The following is an 18354-nucleotide window of genomic DNA, read 5'->3' on the forward strand; positions in this document are numbered from 1 at the left end:
ATCCAATTACAACTTTTACTAATCGTGCTTTTTATTAAATACTCTTTTATTTCACCTGTGAAGTCGTGATTTGTTTTTATCAAAAAACTGTCACACACCTTACCCATCTCTTGATGGGCCGGCAGACGCAGCACAACACTGCGCCTGCCTACTCCTTCAGCTTACGCACTCTTTCAGGAACTGCTCCATCGCCTGCCCACGGTGGCTGAAACGATTCTTCTCCGTCTCGGCCATCTCGGCAAACGTGCGGCTTTCCCCTTCAGGAAGGAACATCGGGTCATAACCATGCCCATGCTCTCCTCGTGGCGGCCATGTAACCTGCCCCCGGCACTCTCCCCGCACGAAGCGATAGGCTCCGTCCGGCCATGCCAGACACAACACCACCACAAAGGACGCCGTTTTATCGACTGATCCGCTGGCCTGCATTTCCTCATGAACACGGTTCATCGCCAGTGCCATATCCCGTTGCGGACCTGCCCAGCGAGCTGAATAGACGCCCGGCCTGCCGCCCAGTGCAGCCACGCAAAAGCCGGAATCATCGGCCAATGCGGGCAGGCCGGTTGCCTTCGCAGCAGCTTCCGCTTTGATGAACGCATTGCCCTCAAAGTCAGTTGCCGTTTCTTCCGGCTCTGGCAGGTTCAGTTCGGCAGCAGAGCGGACCGTAATGCCGCTCTCTGCCAGCAGAAGGGAAAATTCCCGCAACTTGCCTTTATTATGGCTCGCCAGAACAATCTCGCTGCCACGTTCCAGACGGCGGGTGCAATCCTGTCCGCTCATTCAGCCATTCCTTCTTTCATCTCGCTGATACTCAGCCCTTCTTGCGGGCTAGAGCTTCCTTCTGCACGGCGAACAGCTCCTTCGTACCCTTCTGGGCTAGATCGAACAGAATCTGAAACTCTTCAGGCCGGAAGGGGCGGTCTTCTGCCGTGCCCTGAATTTCCACAATGCCGCCATCGGCTGTCAGGACGAAATTAGTATCAGCCTGTGCGCTGCTATCCTCTGCATAATCAAGGTCCAGCACCGGGCCAGCTGCTGTCAGCCCGCAAGATACAGCAGCGACCTGCCCCGTCAGGGCCTTGGACTTGCCCATGCCTTCCAGAGCGATGGCCAAGGCCACCCACGCCCCAGTGATGGAGGCACAACGTGTTCCACCATCAGCATTCAGCACGTCACAATCCAACGTGATCATGCACTCACCCAGAGCCTTAAGGTCCACACAGGCCCGCAAGGAACGGCCAATAAGACGCTGAATCTCCTGCGTGCGGCCGGACTGCTTACCTCGGGCCGCCTCACGAGAGCCACGAGTGTGGGTAGCACGGGGCAGCATCCCATATTCCGCCGTGACCCAACCCTGCCCCTGCCCCCGCAGGAACGGCGGTACCCGTGTCTCGACAGAAGCCGTGCAGAGAACCTCCGTCCCCCCAACACGAATCAGCGCAGAACCTTCCGCATGAGTAGAAAAACCGGTCTCGATCGTAACTGGGCGAAGGGCATTATCAGTACGGCCAGAAGGGCGTTCAGACATGAAACATAATCCTTAAAATCTCTTCAGAAAATCTACACGGGGCGGGCTAAAAACCCCCCTCATGACAGAACACCACCATAGGCACCCCCTGCCCTGCCGGCCATACCCACCCACAAAAAACAGGCAACACTCTGCTTCTTCCCGTTCTTTTGCAGGCCATGTTATAGGAAGGGCATGAAGCGTTCCCCCATGCTGCCAGACAGCCCGCCATCACCATCCCAGAAGCCCCGTTTCCGCCGTTGGCGGTTTCTGCTGGGGGCTGCCCTTGGCATTGGTACGTTCGGCTTTTCTGCCGTCATTCTCACAGGGGTGGGGCTCTATGCCCATCTCAGTGCCAATCTGCCCAGCGTGGATGCTCTCCAGCATTACAAGCCGCCCGTGGTCAGCCGCCTTTACACGTCCGATGACCAACTCATGGCTGAACTCTCCCATGAGCGGCGCATCTATGTGCCTATCCGAGCCATCCCGCCACTCGTCCGCAACGCTTTCATCGCTGCTGAGGACCAGAACTTCTATTCACACGGCGGTGTGGACCCTCTGGCCATGCTACGGGCGGGTGTGACGGATATTGTCAGCATCCTCACCCATCAGGGGAAACGGCCATTGGGGGCCTCGACCATCACCCAGCAGGTGGCCAAGGTCATGCTGCTGAACAATAACAGCCTGACGATCGAACGAAAGGTTCGGGAAGCCCTGCTCGCCATGCGGATCGAGCATACGCTCTCCAAAGATCGTATTCTGGAAATCTATCTGAATGGCATCTATCTAGGTAATGGGGCTTATGGGGTCGAGGCAGCGGCACAAACCTACTTCAACAAAACGCTGGACCAGCTAAGCGATGCGGAAGCCGCCATGCTTGCCAGCATGCCCAAATCGCCCAGCAACTATAACCCTTTCCTTCACCCTAAAGCGGCCATGTGGCGGCGCAACTGGGTGCTGGACCGGATGGGCGAGACCCATGCCATCCCCGCTGACGAAGCCCAACAGGCCAAGCAGGACCCGCTCGTACCGCAGGGACAGGTGCGCTTCGGACCTCTTGCCAACTCCGAATGGTTCGCTGCTGAGGTTCGCCGTCAGCTAACATCCCTCTATAGTGAGGAACAGACGACCGAGGGCGGGCTGGATGTCCATACCAGTCTGGACCCACACCTCCAGCAGGTCAGCACGAAGCTGCTGCGGGAAGGGTTGATGTCCTATGCACGCACTCATGAAGGCTGGCACGGTGCTGTCGGCCATCTGGACAGTGACGCTCTGGCAGACTGGCAAAGCAGCATAACCAAACAGAAAAAACCGGCCGGGATGCTGTCCACGTGGCGGCTGGCTGTTGTGCTGTCCACCACCCCGGCGGTCCGTGTCGGTTGGGTAAAGGCTCATGACACCCACACAGCCATACTCCACAAAGCCGATGAGGTATGGAGCCACCGGAGCCATCCACTTCAAACGGGCGACCTCGTGATGGTCGAACCACAGGATGACGGGTCAGCCGCTCTGGAACAGATTCCCCAAGTGGAAGGAGCGACTGTCACGCTGGATGCCCATACGGGGCGTGTTCTTGCCCTCGTGGGTGGCTGGTCTTTCCAGCAGAGCCAGTTCAACCGTGTGACACAAGCACAGCGTCAACCGGGGTCGTCCTTCAAACCGCTGGTCTATCTGGCAGCGATGGAACGGGATATTTCCCCTTCCGAGACATTCGATGATTCTCCCATCAGCTTCGGGGACTGGAAGCCGCAGAATTACGAACATGACAACTGGGGCCCCACCACTCTGCATGATGCCCTGCGGGAGAGCCGCAACCTCGTGACCATTCGTGTGGCAGCCCATCTGGGTATGAAGGCCGTCAGCGATATGGCCGTGCGCTCTGGCATGGTCGATAACATGCCGCCCTACCTCCCGGCTGCCCTCGGTGCTGTAGAAACCACCGTTCTGCGGGAAGCTGGGGCCTATGCCGCCATTGCCAATGGGGGACACAGCATTACACCCAGCCTGATTGATTACATCCAGAATCCGGATGGCACCATCATCTGGCGCAATCAGGCCAATCAGCGCACCGTAACGACCGAAAACGGCCTGCCCGTAATCCGTGATGGCCGCCCGATTCTGGCCTCACCACAAAGCACCTTCCAGATCACCACTATGATGCGGGATGTCATCGCCCGTGGGACGGGTGTCCGGGCCGGGGTAGGAATCGACCGCCCCATCGCTGGTAAAACTGGCACTAGTCAGGATTATCATGACGCATGGTTTGCCGGCTTCTCCCCTGATACCGTCACGGTGGTGTGGATCGGCTATGATGCGCCCCGCAGCCTAGGTAAGAACGAGACAGGTGGCCATCTGGCCGGACCAATCTGGAATGGCATCATGAAGGCCGTCTTCGCCACGCACCCCCGGTTGGACTTCCCCGTGCCGGAGGGTGTCACGCTGGCCGAATATGATACGGGGCGCATCCGGGCCATTGATGCCTTCAAGACCGGTCAGATTCCGGGGGCCTCCGTCCCACTGCATGGATTTGGTGCCGGAACACAGGCCCTCACCGCTGCCGATACAGGCGCAGACATGATTCCTGATTCCGAAACGGATATGCCTAGCTCCAACCCAGCCAGCACCAATCCTACCAAGGATAATGCGCTGGATGGAAACGTGCCCCCGCCACCCTCTTCCGCCCCACCTGTGGAGGCCCCTCAGGAGAAAGCAAACCCTGCGGAGGGAGGTGACATTGGCGTCGGTGGTCTGTACTAAAGCAACAACACTAACCTGAAGGAAACAGGAGAACGCCTGATGTCGGCTGAGACCGAAGCCCTCTCCGAACAGATCAAGCAGTCGGTGGCACTGCTGAGGAGGCATCTTTGACTGGGATGTCGCCAAAACACGCCTTGCCGAACTGAACCACCTCTCCGAAGACCCGGACCTCTGGAACAACCCAGATGCCGCCCAAAAACTGATGCGTGAGCGCACCATGCTCGCCAATCAGATTGAGGGGGTCGAAGCCTTGGAGGCCGACGTGCAAGACACGTTGGACCTTGTCGAGCTGGCCGAGATGGAGAATGACGACGCCGTAGTGCAGGAAGGACTTGCCACCCTGCGGAGCCTCGCTGCTCAGGCCCAGCAACGTGAGACAGAAAGCCTTCTCTCCGGTGAGGCTGATAGCAATGACTGCTATCTTGAGGTCAATGCCGGTGCTGGTGGTACGGAGGCGCAGGACTGGGCAGAGATGCTTCTGCGCATGTACACGCGCTGGTCCGAGAAGCACGGCTATAAAGTATCTCTGATGGAAAGCAGCGAAGGAGAACAGGCTGGACTGAAATCCGCCACCATCCTCGTCAGCGGTCCTAACGCCTATGGCTGGCTGAAGACAGAAGCCGGGGTGCATCGCCTTGTGCGCATCTCCCCCTTCGATTCTGCTGCACGGCGGCAGACCTCTTTTGCCTCCATCTATATCTCGCCCGTCGTGGATGATTCCATCGAGATTGAGATCATCGATTCCGACCTGCGGGTGGATACATTCCGGGCCTCCGGGGCTGGTGGGCAGCACGTCAATAAGACGGACTCCGCCATCCGTATCACCCATATCCCGACCGGCATCGTTGTGGCCTGTCAGACAGACCGTTCCCAGCATCGCAACCGGGCCACGGCCATGGAAATGCTGAAGGCCCGCCTCTATGAGGCTGAACTTCAGAAGCGGGAAGCTGAAGCCTCCGCTGCCGAAGCAGCCAAGACGGATATTGGCTGGGGTCATCAGATCCGTTCCTACGTTCTGGCACCGTATCAGCTCGTCAAGGACCTGCGGACCAACATTGAGAAAGGCAACCCTGATGCCGTTCTTGATGGTGATTTGGATGAGTTCATGGCTGCTTCTCTTGCACAGCGTGTCAGTACCACACGCTCCGAGGCAAGTGCGACAGCCCAATAAGCCATCCGGGTATAAGGCTGTTTCGCCTGTCCCTACATGAAAAGAGGGGCGGACCCTACGAGGTCATGCCCCTTTTTTACGTTATTTATTATATAAACCTATTTAAAATAGTTTTATATGAGGCAATTCCCAACATTATCTGTTTTTTCCATAAGACTAACCAACCAAAACAATTCACAGAACGATCCATTTTCTCCCCATAAGAAAACCCTACAAACCCCTTGAAAAACCTACAGATATTTAAACATCCTAGCAGATATCCACATGGATACCCCTTTTTATGCACAGATGGTCCTGCGAAAGAGTCGCATAACAGCCCTTGCATCACAGGGGCCGCTTAGGCCATTGGTAAAGAGGACCGGTGCGGGAGTGATCCCACGCCAGTGCGCTGGCAATCTTCTGGAGGGGATAGTCCCCTAACGTGGGGCGTTGGCACGGCGCACATACCGCAACGAGCAAGCGTCTTTACAGGGAACGCCGAACCTACGGCGTAGAAAAGGGTAAAAGGGTTTTGAAATGAGAAGCTATGCCGCCCAGCAACGCAAGCCGACCGATTACATCGTCGCTGTTGTCGTGGCTTTTCTGGCCATCGGTCTGGTGGTCTATGCCCTGACTCTCAACAGAGTAGAAAAGCAAGAACCCTCACACCCGCCTATCCAGACGCGCGTCATTACGGAGGCTCCACCGCCGCCGCCACCGCCGCCGCCGCCACAGCCGGTGATGGTCCAGCCTCCACCACCTTATATTCCACCGCCGAAGATCAAGGTGGCACCGCCGCCCAAACCGCCGATCCAACATAGCCACCAAAAAGCACCGAAGCCGAAGGCCGCCGCTCCTCAGCCTGCGCCTTCTGCTCCGGCCCAGTCCTCGGCAACGGCCTCATCATCGACAAGCACCAGCACCAGCTCGTCCGATAGCGACCATTCCGCCGGGGCTATGCCCATCAACAACGTACGGCCGGAATATCCAGAGGAAGCGCAGGAAGAAAACCGCGAAGGTTCCGTTACGGCCTCCTGCGATATTCTTACCAACGGTAAACCCGCCAACTGTAAATTGCTGAGCGTAAAAGGAGGGCACGACTTTGCTGAAAGTGCGCTGGACTTCCTGGAACACTCACCCGTCCGCTACCAGCCTGCCATATCCGGCGGCCAGCCGGTCGTAGAACATAACCACGTCCTGCATGTGGACTTTACTCTTGGTGATGAATGATGAGAACGCATTGATCCATCACAAGCCAGCATGACGCTGCCCTGCCCCCCCCAAACAGGCAGAACCTTGACAGGGGTAGGGTAGCAAACGTTTTCACATTGTCCCGACCTGCCATGAATGGCAGGAATGACAGGGAGACCGATACGGGAGGTTTCTCCCACCGGTGCACCACTTTCAGACTGGTGCTTTTTTAGACAAGGATATGGGATTCATGACCAGACTGTTCCGCCTCCCCGTAACTGTTGCTGCGCCAAAAGCGCGCGCTGTCTATGGCACGGCCCTGGCCCTGACTCTGGCTGCCATGCCGTTGGCCTCTGCTGCCCTCGCACAGGAAGCCACACCGGCCGCCCCACCTGCCGGTACTACAATGAGCGCCCAGCCGCCTGTTGGCACCACACCGGCCGCGCCTCCAGCAGGAACCACACCAGCCGCACCGCCCGCCGGTACCGAGGGTGGCACCCCGGTGACAGCCACACCGGTAAGTGACAAACCTGCCGAAGACGCCCCCAAAGAAAACCCCTACGGGCTGGGTGCGCTCTGGAAAAACGGGGACATCATCGCCCGTGGCGTTCTGCTCATCATGGCCTTTATGTCCCTAGGGACATGGATCATCATGATCAGCAAATTCATCGAGCAGGCTCGCCTTTTCCGGGCTTCCAAGGCTGTGAACCAGACTTTCTGGACACAGAAGACCATTCAGGAAGGTGCCCAGACGCTGAAAGCGGATTCTCCTTTCCGTTACATTGCTGAGACCGGCATCGTGGCAGCACGCCATCATGAAGGCTCCATGCGGGATTCCATCGACCTCCAGTCATGGACGAGCATGTCCATCCAGCGAGCTCTGGAGACCATCAATACACGCCTTCAGGGTGGGTTGGCTTTTCTTGGTACGGTTGGATCCACCTCTCCCTTTATCGGGCTGTTCGGCACGGTCTGGGGTATCTACCACGCCCTAACAGCCATCGGCATTGCTGGTCAGGCTTCCATTGATAAAGTGGCCGGTCCGGTTGGTGAATCCCTCATCATGACAGCCATCGGTCTGGCAACGGCTGTCCCGGCCGTGCTGGGTTACAACCTGCTCGTCCGCCGCAATAAAGGGGCGATGGACCGTGTGCGCAACTTCGGGTCTGACCTGCATTCTGTCCTGATCGGCGGGTATCGTCACGATGCCACGTTCACCAGCGATGCAAAGGATAACAGCCCGACCACGACAACCACCAACGAGCGGATCTGATATCATGGCATTCAACACCGGAGACACAGGTGATGATGGCGAGGTGGTATCGGCCATCAACACGACACCGCTCGTTGACGTCATGCTGGTGCTGCTTATCATCTTCCTCATCACCATTCCGGTGGCCACCCATACCGTGAAGGTCAAGCTGCCGGTGGATCGTAACCAGCCGACCCAGACCAAACCGGGTAATATTGTGCTGGCCGTAACGGCAGATGGGCAGACCTACTGGAATACCCTTCCCGTCAGCGACCATAAGGACCTCGTCAACCGCCTTATGGAGGCAGCACGCCAGCAACCCCAACCGCAGATACAGATCCGCGGTGATGGCTCGGCACAATATATGCCGATCGGCAAGATCGTGGCGGCCTGTCAGGAAGCGGGCATCCAGCATGTTGACTTCATCACAGAGCAGCCACACGACTGACCTGTGGTCTACCTACCCCCGCCCGCCACAAGGTAGCGGGGGTGTCTACTCCTCACCGGCTCCCCCGGTCCGGTTTACCGGGGCGTGCCGTCTGAGACAGACAGTTTTTGGAGATTCCTCATGGCCATGAACGTTGGCACGGGCAGCACACACGAAGATGAAGCCATTGTCGACATCAACACGACACCGTTGATCGACGTGATGCTGGTGCTGCTCATCATGCTCATCATCACCATTCCTCTACAAACCCATTCCGTAGCGATTGACCTGCCGCAGGGTAACCCGCCACCCTCTACAGTGCAGCCACAGGTCGTTACCATCGGCATTAATTACGACAACACACTAAGCTGGAATGACACCCCCATCACCTCCGAGGAGGACCTCCAGTCCCGTCTGAATGGTGCTGTGCACCCCATGACAGGCGAACAGCCAGAAATACATATCCGTCCCGACCGTCTTGCCACTTACAAGACTGTTGCCCATGTCATGGCCGATGCCCAGCGTCTCGGTGTAACGAAAATGGGCATTGTCGGTCTGGACCAGTATGTAGAAGGACAGTGATCATGAGCCTGCCGCACCTGAAACACCCGCAAAGATGGCTTCTGGCCGGTATGCTTGGCTTTTCCGCTATGGCCTGTGTTCCTGCCATGGCCGGCCTGGGCCCTGTTCGGCTGCTGGTCAGTGCCGCTCAGGCGGATGATGAGCTGGGGGCAGATGTCGGCAGGCAGCTCCAGCAGGCACAGTCGGCACTTGCTAGCCATCAGGCTGGCAAAGCGTTGGAGTTCGTCAATGCTGCCGATGCAGTAGCGAATAAAAACGACTACGAAAGCTATGTCATCAACCAGATGCGAGCTGCGGCGGCCAGTCAGGCAGGCAATGTTCCGGTCGCCTTGAAGGCCTATGAGGCCCTCATCAAAAATAGCCGCACCGCACCAGCGGCCCGACAGCAAATGCTCATGGCGCAAGCCAGTCTGGCCTACAGCACCCGTGATTACGCCACCGCTGCCAATGCCGCCAGCCGTTACCTGAAAGAGGCCGGCCCCAGCCAGCAAATGCAGACGCTTCTCCTCCAGTGCCATTACCTCCAGCAAGACTGGAAGGGCACAATCGAGGCCGGGCAGGCCATTCTAACTGCTGACCAAAAGGCAGGGCAGGTCCCTGCGGAAAATCAGCTTCAGATGCTCGCCACCGCTTATGACCAGCTGCATGATTCCGCTGGCAAAGTCAGCGTCTATGTCAAGCTGGTGAAGTATCATGCCCGCCCACAATACTGGCAGATGCTGATTCATGATCTAACGGCCGACCAGTCCCTCACCCCACGTATGGTCTTCAACCTTCAAAGGCTGCGTCTGGCCACTGGCCTGCTGACCAACCCAGCTGAGTTTCAGGATATGGCCGAACGGGCCGTGCAGATGAATCTGCCTCAACTGGCCTTGAACCTGCTGGATGAAGGCTATGCCCGCCATCTTCTGGGTACGGGTACCAATGCGGCAGCTCAGGCCCATTTCCGGGCCTTTGTGGCCCAACGTGCCGCCGAGGCCCGTACCAACCTGCCCACCGCTGTGGAGAAAGCCAAAACCTCCCCAGACGCTGGCCCCTCCCTCACAACTGGGTATAACCTTGTCCTTAACGGGCAGGTGGATCAGGGGCTTGCACTCATGCAGCAGGGTATGGAAAAACACCCCCATCAGCCGGAGCTAGCCCGCCTCACGCTTGGCATGGCCATGATGGATGGTGGCCGCCGTGCTGAAGCTCTCCAGCTCCTCAACAGCATGGATGGCAATGGTACCGCTAACAACCTGGCCCAGCTATGGGCCGTGCAGCTCGCCTCGCATCAAGTCCATTAAACAGGCTTGCATCGGCCTTGATACTCTGGCAGCCGGCCTCTATTCCGGGACGGGCTGCCGGAGCCTGGTGTGCATCATGACCTTTCCCCGGGGAATGAACCGGGGAATTCAAGAAAATTAACGATCCTTTCAGAGGATCATGTCTTAAAATCTCACTGCCTGCGCAGAAACGGCCACACCATGGCCACATCCATCACTTAATTAAAAAAGGAGATGCGTATCTACATGGCTGACAGAATACCGCACCCCACCAGGGGGCCCGCTTCTTACCGGCGTTTTGCCGGTCTGTTCATACGCCGCATGTTGCCAGCCCTGCTACTGGCCTGCCTCACTTTATTCGCCCCTTCTCCTGTCCACGCTGCTGAAGGCGCACAAGCAGCACCAGCTGCCACAACCACCCTCTCGGCTGAGCAAGCCCAGGAGCTTATCTCTGTTCTGAGCAATGATGCCCAGCGTCAGCAGTTTCTGACCACCCTTCAGAATCTGACACAGGCGAAGGCACAGACAAAGCACACCTCTATCATTGATCTAGCCCGTGAGAATATCACCCTTTTTGGTAATCGGGCACTCCAGCAACTGCGTATCCTGCATCAGAACATCATTGATTTTGGCGCTATCGCCCCTTGGGTCCATGCGCTTATTTATGATGCAGCTTTACAAACCAGCATCGCCCATATCGCCCTGCGTGTGATCATCATGCTGGTCTGCAGCTATTTGCTGTTCTTTGGTGTGCGTATTGTCCTACGCCCCCTTTACCAGCGCATCAGCAACATGGCGAAGCGGCATGACCATATGGTCTTCCAGCGGGAGGCTGAGAAGCTGCGCCATGCCCGCACCGAGGCGACAGAAGCAGTCGCCGACACCGCCCGCACAGCTGCAACTCACCACGATGAACACATAAAAGAGGATACGGCCGCCGCACAGGCTAGCCTGCAGGATAGTCTCCGCCATCAAGGAGCACTGACCCAGCTCATGCTCTGCCTGCGCCGTGCCCCCTACACATTGACCTGCGCCCTGCTGGAGCTGGTCACGATCTTCACCTTCCCGCTGATCGCCCTGCTAATGGGGATTCTGGACCCGACCACATCCCCACAGGCAGGCCATGCTATATGGAGCATTTCCTGGCTGATCGGTATTGGGCTGGGTGTGTGGACACTGGTCCTGCGCATTTTCCTTGCTCCGCAGACGCCGTGGCTACGACTAAGCATTCTACGGGATAGCTCTTCTACCTTCATCTTCCGCTATTTCCGCCAGATCGGCGTAATTTTGGCATGGGGCTTCTCCCTGCTTGCCGTGCTGCATAGCATGGCGATGCCTTCTGCCGTTTCCAACGGTCTCCAGAAACTCCTGCTGCTGGTGGTTCACCTCTTCCTGGCGATCATGATCATCCGCTCCCGCAAGCGGGTACAACATGCCTGCCAGCATATTGGTGCCAATAACCGCCGCCTACAGTCAATCATGGCACTGTTTGCTGGCAGCTGGTGGGTTGTTGCCCTCTTCTTCGACCTCGCCCTGTGGCTTGTCTGGGCAGCCGACATCAGTGGTGGGTATCAGCTCATCCTCCAGATTTTCGTGCGTACTCTGGTTGCGTTGGTGGCTGTCCGTGTCATCAGCATCCTGTTCTATGGAGGGCTGGAACGCTTCATGCGGGCTCTGGATAACTGGAACCTCAATGAAGAAACGCTGTTCCGCATCCGCCGTTATTATCCGGCCGCTACAACGGTCATCCGCATTATCGTGGCTGTCCTGACGGTTCTGGCCCTTGCTCTGGCATGGGGGGCTCCCGTCTATATCCTCTTTGGCCATGGTACGCTCGGCCCCCGTATCTTCCAGGCAGCTGTAACCATTCTGCTGGCCCTGATCATCGGGATTCTGGCGTGGGAAGTGGCCAATGTGACCATTGAACACCATATCCGTCGCCTTGGTGAGCAGGACAATAAGGATGTAAAAATCCGCATCGCCCGCCTCCAGACACTGACCCCGATGTTCCGCATCCTGTTCCTGCTGGTTCTGGCTGTCATCATCGGGTTGACGGTCCTATCCCAACTGGGGATTGATACTGGCCCACTGATTGCCAGCGCATCCATCTTCGGTGTGGCTCTGGGTTTCGGTTCCCAGAAACTGGTTCAGGACTTTATCAGCGGTATTTTCCTACTGTTGGAAAATGCTCTGACCGTTGGTGATTCCGTAACGCTAAACGGCACCTATGGTGTGATTGAACGACTCTCCCTGCGCTCTGTCCATGTTCGGGCCAATGATGGGTCGATGAACATCTTCTCCTTCAGCTCCCTCAACCAGGTTACCAACTATAACCGGGACTTCTCCCGTGCGATGATCCTCGCTACGGTCGATATTGATAGCGACACGGATCAGGTAGCCGATATTCTGGTAGAAATTGGCAAAGAAATGCGCCATGAGGCCCCCTATAAGGACCTCATCCTTGCTGACTTTGACCTGTGGGGCGTCTCTGCCATTGGGGAATCTTCTGTCTCCGTAAAGGGTGTCTACCCCACAACCAATGCCGGACGTTGGACGGTGGAATGGGAGTTCAACCGCCGTATGAAGAAACGTTTCGAAAAGGCGGGCATCCAGTATCCTCGTGATGTAGTGGATATTCAGGGCCCAGCGTTGGAACGCTTCATCAACAACAAAGGAGCTGCTCAGGCAGCGGCTGAACAGGGCAAAGCCTAATCTACACGCCCATAACGCCCTCTTCCCGGTACGACCGGAAGGGGGCTGATACAAAAAACCCCTGCCCTTTCAGGCAGGGGTTTTTTTCATGCCTGACTGGAAAGATCAGCGGGCAGATTCATCATAGGAGCGCAGAGCCAGAAGCGCCCAAATGCTTGCCGGAACCCAGCCCAGGATGGTGATCTGAAGCAGCAGACAGATAATGCCTGCAATCGGACGGCCGATGGTGAAAAAGGTCAGCCAGGGAATGAAAAAAGCGATCAGAATACGAATCATGGTTATTCCTCCATGCAATCAAGAACGACTGCAAAAACAGTGGGCTTCCGGTACGGAAAGCCACCCCTCTCATCCTTAAAAAAAATGCCATTATTATGAAAGTGTTATTCTGAATGCTGGCTGTTTCTTCCCAAATCACGCTACTGGAGAGATAGGGTAACCTGAACCCTACCAGGCCTGACTGTGCCATATAAGGAGAGATTTTCTGTCATGATCATTGCTGAAGTATCCTACCTCGCCTCCCCGGACGACGTGCAAGCCCAGCGTCCTGCACATAGGGCTTTCCTGGCAACGCTTTTCACGCAGCGCATCCTGCTAGCCTCTGGCCCCAAGATCTCGGGAGATGGGGGTGTTCTCATCGTTCGTGATGGCATCACAAAAGAAGAGATCGAAACCCTTCTTGCAGAAGACCCTTTCGTCACCTCCGGTGTAGGGCAGTATACATTCACCGAATTCAAAACCGCACAGCTTGCACCAGAACTGACTAAAAACCACTAAAGCCAGATCTATATAACATCCCGCGGATACTGTCTGATTGGGCAGTATCCCATGTCACCTGAGCGTGATCAGGATAATTCTTCTGTAATGTTAAGGTTAATATCAGCGAGTTTATAATAGACTGAAAGCCCGAGGCTGGATGACCTCTGGCCCGTCATCAAAGGAAAATGCCATGGCAGATTTTCTAAAAGAAAAAGCATCAAAACGCCCCACCACTGTTCTGGGAGCTGGGACAATGGGGTCCCGCATTGCCCTGATGCTGGCAACACGTGGCGGCACGGTCCGCCTTTTCGACAAACAAACAGCAAGCACCCAAAAGGCCCTCGCCTATGTCGAAAAGAACCTGCCTGGTGTCGTTGCCTCTGTCCAAGGAGGGCAGAATGGCCATGTAGTGGCAGCCGCTACAATGGAGGAAGCACTGGACGATAGCTGGCTCGTCATCGAGGCACTGCCAGAGAAACGAGACCTCAAAACAGACATTTGCGGCCAGCTGGACCAAATCGCTCCTGCGGATGCCATTCTTGCAACCAACTCTTCCTCATTTCCATCTAGCCAGATCATCGGCAAGGTGAAGAAAAAGAATCGGGTTCTCAATACCCACTTCATGATGCCCCCCGAAAAACGAGCCGTGGAGCTGATGTCTTGTGGGGCGACTAACCCGGACATCATAGAAGACCTGGCCTGCTATTTCCGGGACGTGGGACTGTCCCCCTATATCGCCCGAAAGGAAAGTCTAGGCTTCATCGAAAACCGCATCTGGGCCGCTATCAAGCGTGAAGCCCTCTGCGTCGCTGCGGAGGGTGTGTCTGACCCCGAAACAATCGACCGGCTCTATTGCGAGACACAAGGGACAGCGGCAGGCCCGTTCCGGATGATGGACCAAGTCGGGCTTGATATCGTCCTCCAGATTGAAGAGCATTATGCCGAGGCCTTCCCCCATCTCCCCGAGGCTCCGCGTGTGCTGCTCCGCAAAATGATCGCCGAGAACAGGCTGGGCGTGAAAAGCGGACGGGGCTTCTATGATTACAGCGAGACAGCACCATGACCCAGCGTATGACACTTTATTCCCTTGAGATCGAACCGGCCCGGGTCACGGCCCTTTCCACACAGGATGGCCGCCCGATGTCCCATATCAACATCGGCTGGGGCACACCGGACGGCATATGGATCGACACGACAGAGGGCCGGGTTTACTGGACTAACATGGGCGCTGATGCCAGTGCGGCCGATGGCAGCATCGAGACGGCTCTGCTAGATGGCAGCGATCATAAAGTCCTCGTTGCGAACGGGCTGGTCGTCACCCCCAAGCAGCTGACCTCCACACCGGGAGGCGAACATCTCTACTGGTGCGACCGTGAGGGTATGCGCATCATGCGCTGTCGGCGTGATGGCTCCGATGTAGAAGTCCTCTTACAAACCGGCACCTATCCGGCAGACGTAAAAGATGCCACCCGCCATTGTGTCGGCATTGCTCTCGATACGCAGAATGGCCATATCTACTGGTCCCAGAAAGGCCCACCAAAAGCAGGGCGAGGCCGTATCTTCCGTATGCCGCTGGCCCTCCCCGCCGGTACGGACCCCGCCAATCGTAACGACATCGAATTGCTGGCCGACCGGCTGCCAGAACCCATCGACCTGCATGTTTCGCCTACCCTAGGCAAGCTCTGGTGGACAGACCGAGGGGCCCCGCCCGATGGCAATAGTCTGAATGTCGCCCGGATAGATGCACATGGCCTGCACGACCGCCAGGTCATCCTGCGGGAACTGAATGAGGCGATTGGTCTGGCTGTCGATGCTAAGGGAACATTAGCCTTTGTCAGCGACCTTGGCGGCTCCATTCGGGAGGTCATTCTTGAGAGCGGACAGGCCAGACTCATCACAAAGCAGGCTGCTACGACAGGCCTCTGCCTAGTCGTTCAGGATAACTAAATCTCCCTTTACGGAGGAAACCGATCGCCCGCTGGTAGAGCAAAACCAGCGAGGCGATCTTCTATAACCAGTATATATGCGCTAGCCTTTATATTCCTCTATCATTAACTGTTCATATGGTCATCTCTTTACCTTGACAGAACAGAGTGACCCGCTAAAAACTCTTCCCACGCACGGCCTTCTCGGCCAGAGAGAGCATTTCGTCCAAACGGAATACAGTGGTGCGGCCCAGACGGTGCTTTTCCACCCTCGTGGAACTGTTTATGATACCGTACTTATCCACTCCTGAATGTTGAAAGGTACTATCATGTCCCGGTCTTCCTTCCTTTCCCGGCGCCATTTTCTTGGCCTTTCAACAGGGTTGGCTGGTGCCGCTGCCCTTGGCCTCGCCCTGCCAGGGATCGCCCATGCCGAAAACCGTACGCTGAAAATCGGTATCATGTCCGGTGAGGATGAAGATATCTGGCGGCTTGTCAGCCAAAATGCTGCACAGCGTGGCCTGACGCTAAAGATCGTCCCTTTCTCCGACTATAACACGCCTAATGAGGCCCTATCGGAGCATGATGTGGACGCCAATGCTTTCCAGCATCGTCCTTTCCTTGATGCCCAGATAAAGGCTCATGGTTATAAGATCATCCCGGTTGGTGATACGTACTTCCAGCCGATCGGCCTGTATTCTCACAAATGGCATTCCGTTGCTGATATTCCGAAGAATGCCCGCATCGGTATCCCCAACGACCCCAGCAATGAGGGCCGTGCCCTGCATGTGCTGGAAACATTGGGGCTGATCCGCCTGCCTGCCGATTCTGGCCTCTTCCCCACAGCGCTGGATGTCACCGAAAACCCCCGCAACATCTCTATCGAAGAGCTGGATGCCGGTGTGGTTGGCCGCTCCCTGCCTGATCTGGACGCTGCCGTTGTTAATATGGACTGGGCACGCAAGGCTGGCATTTCCGAGCAAGAGCGCATTGGCGTCGAAGGGCTAAAGAACAATCCTTACGTCAACTTTATCTCTGTCAATGAGAGTGACGCCAACGCAGAATGGGTCAAGCCGCTGGTAGAAAGCTACCATCAGCCGAATGTTCATCAGCTCATTCTGGACATCTATCACGGCACAGTCACACCTGCGTGGCCATGAACCCTATCCTCGACATACAGCACGTTACCCACAGTTTCGGCCAACATACGGCCCTACAGGATATTTCCTTCTCGGTGAAACAGGGGGAAGTCGTAGGGCTGATCGGTCGCTCCGGGGCAGGGAAATCCACCCTGCTCCGTTGCCTGTGTGCGTTGGAACGCCCTCAGCAAGGCCATATCCTGCTTGATGGCGTGGACCTCACCACCCAGCCAGAGCGTCAACTTGTCCGCATCCGCCGCCGGATTGGTCTGGTCTTCCAACATTTCAACCTGCTGACATCCCGCACCGTGGCAGGTAACATCGCCCTGCCCCTCCAGATCGCTGGATGCCCCCGTAAGGAGCAGGCCGCACGTATTGCGGAACTGCTGGACCTTGTCGGGCTGAAGGGTTTTGAGAAGAAATATCCCTCCCAGCTTTCTGGCGGGCAGAAGCAGCGTGTCGGCATCGCCCGGGCACTGGCTGCCAACCCAACATTGCTTCTCTGCGACGAGGCCACATCTGCGCTGGACCCGGAATCCACCAATTCCATTCTCAATCTGCTGGCTGACATCAACCGGAAGCTAGGATTAACCATCGTCCTCATTACGCATGAAATGGATGTAGTCCGCCGCTTTGCGCAGAGGATTTTGGTCCTTGACCATGGCCGCCTTGTTGAAGACGGTACCCTGCTGGACTTCCTCCGGGATGGTCAAAACAACCGGACTCTCCAGACCCTTCTGGCCGATATCCGCCCTTCCCTGCCCACCTTCCTTACTGGAACACTGGCTGACACCCCGCAGCAAGGCCCCCATAAGACCATCATTCGGTTAGTCCTGAGCGGTGACAGTGCCAGCGCACCACTCTTCAGCGAACTATCCGCACAATTTGGCGTGCAGGCGGCTCTACTTCAGGGTGGTGTGACGACTGTTGGCGAACATCTGAGTGGCGACATGATCCTCAGTCTGAAAGGGGATAGAACGGAACAGGCCCTGAGCCATCTGAAAATGGCAGCGCAGAACATGGAGATTCTGGGATATGTCCCCTCTCATTCTTAAGCTGATTCTCCATTCCACATGGCAGACGCTAGAAATGGTCGTGGCCTCCACGGCCCTTTCTGTCATCCTCGGGCTGCCTCTGGCCCTGTTTATGATCGCCACTGGCCCACAAGGGCTTTACCGCCTGCCCTTTGCAGCCCGGCTGATGGGTATGGTGGTAGATGCTGTCCGGGCTGTGCCTTTCATCATCCTGCTGGTGCTGCTCATCCCCGTTACACGTTTTATTGCGGGGACATCACTGGGAACAGAAGCCGCCATCGTACCGCTTTCCATTGCTGGGATCCCCTATTTTGCCCGCATTGCGGAAATGGCGTTACGTGAGGTGGATTCTGGCCTTGTGGATGCTGTTCGGGCCATGGGTGGTACACGCATGACCATTATTCGCTCCGTCCTAATCGCTGAAGCCCTGCCAGGGCTGGTCACCGGTGTGACAGTCACGCTCATCACCATGGTGGGGGCCTCGGCTATGGCAGGCGTCATCGGTGCTGGCGGGCTGGGTGATCTGGCTATCCGCTACGGCTATCAGCGTTTCAACACGACCGTTATGTTTGGGGTTGTGGTGGTCCTTATCATCATGGTCAGCCTGATGCAGGTCCTTGGCAACAGTCTAGCCCGTTGGCTGAAGCACTGAGCTCCAAC

Annotated in this window: 17 protein-coding genes; 14 read left to right on the top strand and 3 right to left on the bottom strand. The window is 56.7% G+C overall.

The genetic code is table 11. From position 1 onward, the window contains the following. Nucleotides 1–156: 156 nt before the first annotated feature. A complete protein-coding gene (rdgB, locus tag CPA57_RS04850) occupies nt 157–777 on the bottom strand; it encodes an RdgB/HAM1 family non-canonical purine NTP pyrophosphatase (protein WP_182081663.1) in 621 nt (206 codons plus the stop codon). Between the two features lie 31 nt (nt 778–808). After that, nucleotides 809–1525, bottom strand: coding sequence for a ribonuclease PH (gene rph, locus CPA57_RS04855; protein WP_077397059.1), 717 nt, complete (start codon nt 1523–1525; stop codon nt 809–811). Between the two features lie 174 nt (nt 1526–1699). Here rph and CPA57_RS04860 point away from each other — a divergent pair, with 174 nt between their 5' ends. The 8 genes from CPA57_RS04860 to CPA57_RS04895 all read left to right on the top strand — a co-directional run bounded on the left by CPA57_RS04860 (nt 1700) and on the right by CPA57_RS04895 (nt 12840). Continuing rightward, nucleotides 1700–4261, top strand: coding sequence for a penicillin-binding protein 1A (locus CPA57_RS04860; protein ID WP_182081664.1), 2562 nt, complete (start codon nt 1700–1702; stop codon nt 4259–4261). A gap of 39 nt (nt 4262–4300) precedes the next feature. Continuing rightward, a protein-coding gene (gene prfB / locus CPA57_RS04865; RefSeq protein ID WP_143280743.1) for a peptide chain release factor 2 occupies nt 4301–5432 on the top strand; the annotation gives its coding sequence in 2 pieces (ribosomal slippage) (nt 4301–4369 and nt 4371–5432; 1131 coding nt in all). Between the two features lie 516 nt (nt 5433–5948). Continuing rightward, on the top strand, nt 5949–6641 hold the full coding sequence (locus CPA57_RS04870) for an energy transducer TonB (RefSeq protein WP_182081665.1): 693 nt from the start codon (nt 5949–5951) through the stop codon (nt 6639–6641). Between the two features lie 211 nt (nt 6642–6852). Beyond that, nucleotides 6853–7875, top strand: coding sequence for a MotA/TolQ/ExbB proton channel family protein (locus tag CPA57_RS04875; protein ID WP_182081666.1), 1023 nt, complete (start codon nt 6853–6855; stop codon nt 7873–7875). A 4-nt stretch (nt 7876–7879) separates the two neighbouring features. Then, nucleotides 7880–8302 (top strand): ExbD/TolR family protein, encoded by a 423-nt coding sequence (locus CPA57_RS04880; RefSeq protein WP_182081667.1) that lies wholly within the window; start codon nt 7880–7882, stop codon nt 8300–8302. Nucleotides 8303–8422: 120 nt separating this feature from the next. Further along, entirely contained in the window at nt 8423–8863 is a 441-nt protein-coding gene (locus CPA57_RS04885) for an ExbD/TolR family protein (protein ID WP_182081668.1), read from the top strand. 2 nt (nt 8864–8865) lie between these two features. Then, on the top strand, nt 8866–10149 hold the full coding sequence (locus CPA57_RS04890) for an outer membrane protein assembly factor BamD (protein WP_182081669.1): 1284 nt from the start codon (nt 8866–8868) through the stop codon (nt 10147–10149). A gap of 225 nt (nt 10150–10374) precedes the next feature. Continuing rightward, nucleotides 10375–12840 carry a mechanosensitive ion channel family protein gene (locus tag CPA57_RS04895; protein WP_182081670.1) on the top strand — a complete coding sequence of 822 codons (2466 nt, stop codon included), beginning with the start codon at nt 10375–10377 and terminating at the stop codon, nt 12838–12840. Nucleotides 12841–12945: 105 nt separating this feature from the next. Here CPA57_RS04895 and CPA57_RS04900 read toward each other — a convergent pair whose 3' ends face one another. Continuing rightward, complete coding sequence (locus tag CPA57_RS04900; protein WP_143280748.1) at nt 12946–13113, bottom strand: YqaE/Pmp3 family membrane protein; 168 nt, start codon at nt 13111–13113, stop codon at nt 12946–12948. A 213-nt stretch (nt 13114–13326) separates the two neighbouring features. Here CPA57_RS04900 and CPA57_RS04905 point away from each other — a divergent pair, with 213 nt between their 5' ends. The 6 genes from CPA57_RS04905 (at nt 13327) to CPA57_RS04930 (ending at nt 18346) form a co-directional block, all read left to right on the top strand. After that, nucleotides 13327–13614, top strand: coding sequence for a YciI family protein (locus CPA57_RS04905; protein ID WP_182081671.1), 288 nt, complete (start codon nt 13327–13329; stop codon nt 13612–13614). A gap of 172 nt (nt 13615–13786) precedes the next feature. After that, on the top strand, nt 13787–14659 hold the full coding sequence (locus CPA57_RS04910; RefSeq protein ID WP_182081672.1) for a 3-hydroxyacyl-CoA dehydrogenase family protein: 873 nt from the start codon (nt 13787–13789) through the stop codon (nt 14657–14659). Further along, a complete protein-coding gene (locus CPA57_RS04915; RefSeq protein WP_182081673.1) occupies nt 14656–15543 on the top strand; it encodes an SMP-30/gluconolactonase/LRE family protein in 888 nt (295 codons plus the stop codon). The genes CPA57_RS04910 and CPA57_RS04915 overlap by 4 nt, the downstream gene beginning before the upstream one ends. 307 nt (nt 15544–15850) lie before the next feature. After that, nucleotides 15851–16681, top strand: a complete 831-nt coding sequence (locus CPA57_RS04920) for a MetQ/NlpA family ABC transporter substrate-binding protein (protein ID WP_182081674.1) — start codon at nt 15851–15853, stop codon at nt 16679–16681. Beyond that, nucleotides 16678–17715: a methionine ABC transporter ATP-binding protein gene (locus CPA57_RS04925; RefSeq protein WP_182081845.1), complete on the top strand. Its 1038-nt coding sequence runs from the start codon at nt 16678–16680 to the stop codon at nt 17713–17715. The genes CPA57_RS04920 and CPA57_RS04925 overlap by 4 nt, the downstream gene beginning before the upstream one ends. Further along, complete coding sequence (locus CPA57_RS04930; protein ID WP_077397071.1) at nt 17696–18346, top strand: methionine ABC transporter permease; 651 nt, start codon at nt 17696–17698, stop codon at nt 18344–18346. The genes CPA57_RS04925 and CPA57_RS04930 overlap by 20 nt, the downstream gene beginning before the upstream one ends. Nucleotides 18347–18354 lie beyond the last annotated feature (8 nt).

This window comes from Bombella favorum (genome assembly GCF_014048475.1).
Classification (GTDB): Bacteria; Pseudomonadota; Alphaproteobacteria; order Acetobacterales; family Acetobacteraceae; genus Bombella; species Bombella favorum.

Coding starts and splice junctions, on each gene's coding strand:
- rdgB (WP_182081663.1), bottom strand. CDS start 777: ATGAGCGGACAGGATTGCACCCGCCGTCTGGAACGTGGCAGCGAGATT.
- CPA57_RS04870 (WP_182081665.1), top strand. CDS start 5,949: ATGAGAAGCTATGCCGCCCAGCAACGCAAGCCGACCGATTACATCGTC.
- CPA57_RS04895 (WP_182081670.1), top strand. CDS start 10,375: ATGGCTGACAGAATACCGCACCCCACCAGGGGGCCCGCTTCTTACCGG.
- CPA57_RS04905 (WP_182081671.1), top strand. CDS start 13,327: ATGATCATTGCTGAAGTATCCTACCTCGCCTCCCCGGACGACGTGCAA.
- CPA57_RS04925 (WP_182081845.1), top strand. CDS start 16,678: ATGAACCCTATCCTCGACATACAGCACGTTACCCACAGTTTCGGCCAA.
- CPA57_RS04875 (WP_182081666.1), top strand. CDS start 6,853: ATGACCAGACTGTTCCGCCTCCCCGTAACTGTTGCTGCGCCAAAAGCG.
- CPA57_RS04920 (WP_182081674.1), top strand. CDS start 15,851: ATGTCCCGGTCTTCCTTCCTTTCCCGGCGCCATTTTCTTGGCCTTTCA.
- CPA57_RS04880 (WP_182081667.1), top strand. CDS start 7,880: ATGGCATTCAACACCGGAGACACAGGTGATGATGGCGAGGTGGTATCG.
- CPA57_RS04915 (WP_182081673.1), top strand. CDS start 14,656: ATGACCCAGCGTATGACACTTTATTCCCTTGAGATCGAACCGGCCCGG.
- CPA57_RS04890 (WP_182081669.1), top strand. CDS start 8,866: ATGAGCCTGCCGCACCTGAAACACCCGCAAAGATGGCTTCTGGCCGGT.
- CPA57_RS04885 (WP_182081668.1), top strand. CDS start 8,423: ATGGCCATGAACGTTGGCACGGGCAGCACACACGAAGATGAAGCCATT.
- CPA57_RS04860 (WP_182081664.1), top strand. CDS start 1,700: ATGAAGCGTTCCCCCATGCTGCCAGACAGCCCGCCATCACCATCCCAG.
- CPA57_RS04910 (WP_182081672.1), top strand. CDS start 13,787: ATGGCAGATTTTCTAAAAGAAAAAGCATCAAAACGCCCCACCACTGTT.
- CPA57_RS04930 (WP_077397071.1), top strand. CDS start 17,696: ATGTCCCCTCTCATTCTTAAGCTGATTCTCCATTCCACATGGCAGACG.
- rph (WP_077397059.1), bottom strand. CDS start 1,525: ATGTCTGAACGCCCTTCTGGCCGTACTGATAATGCCCTTCGCCCAGTT.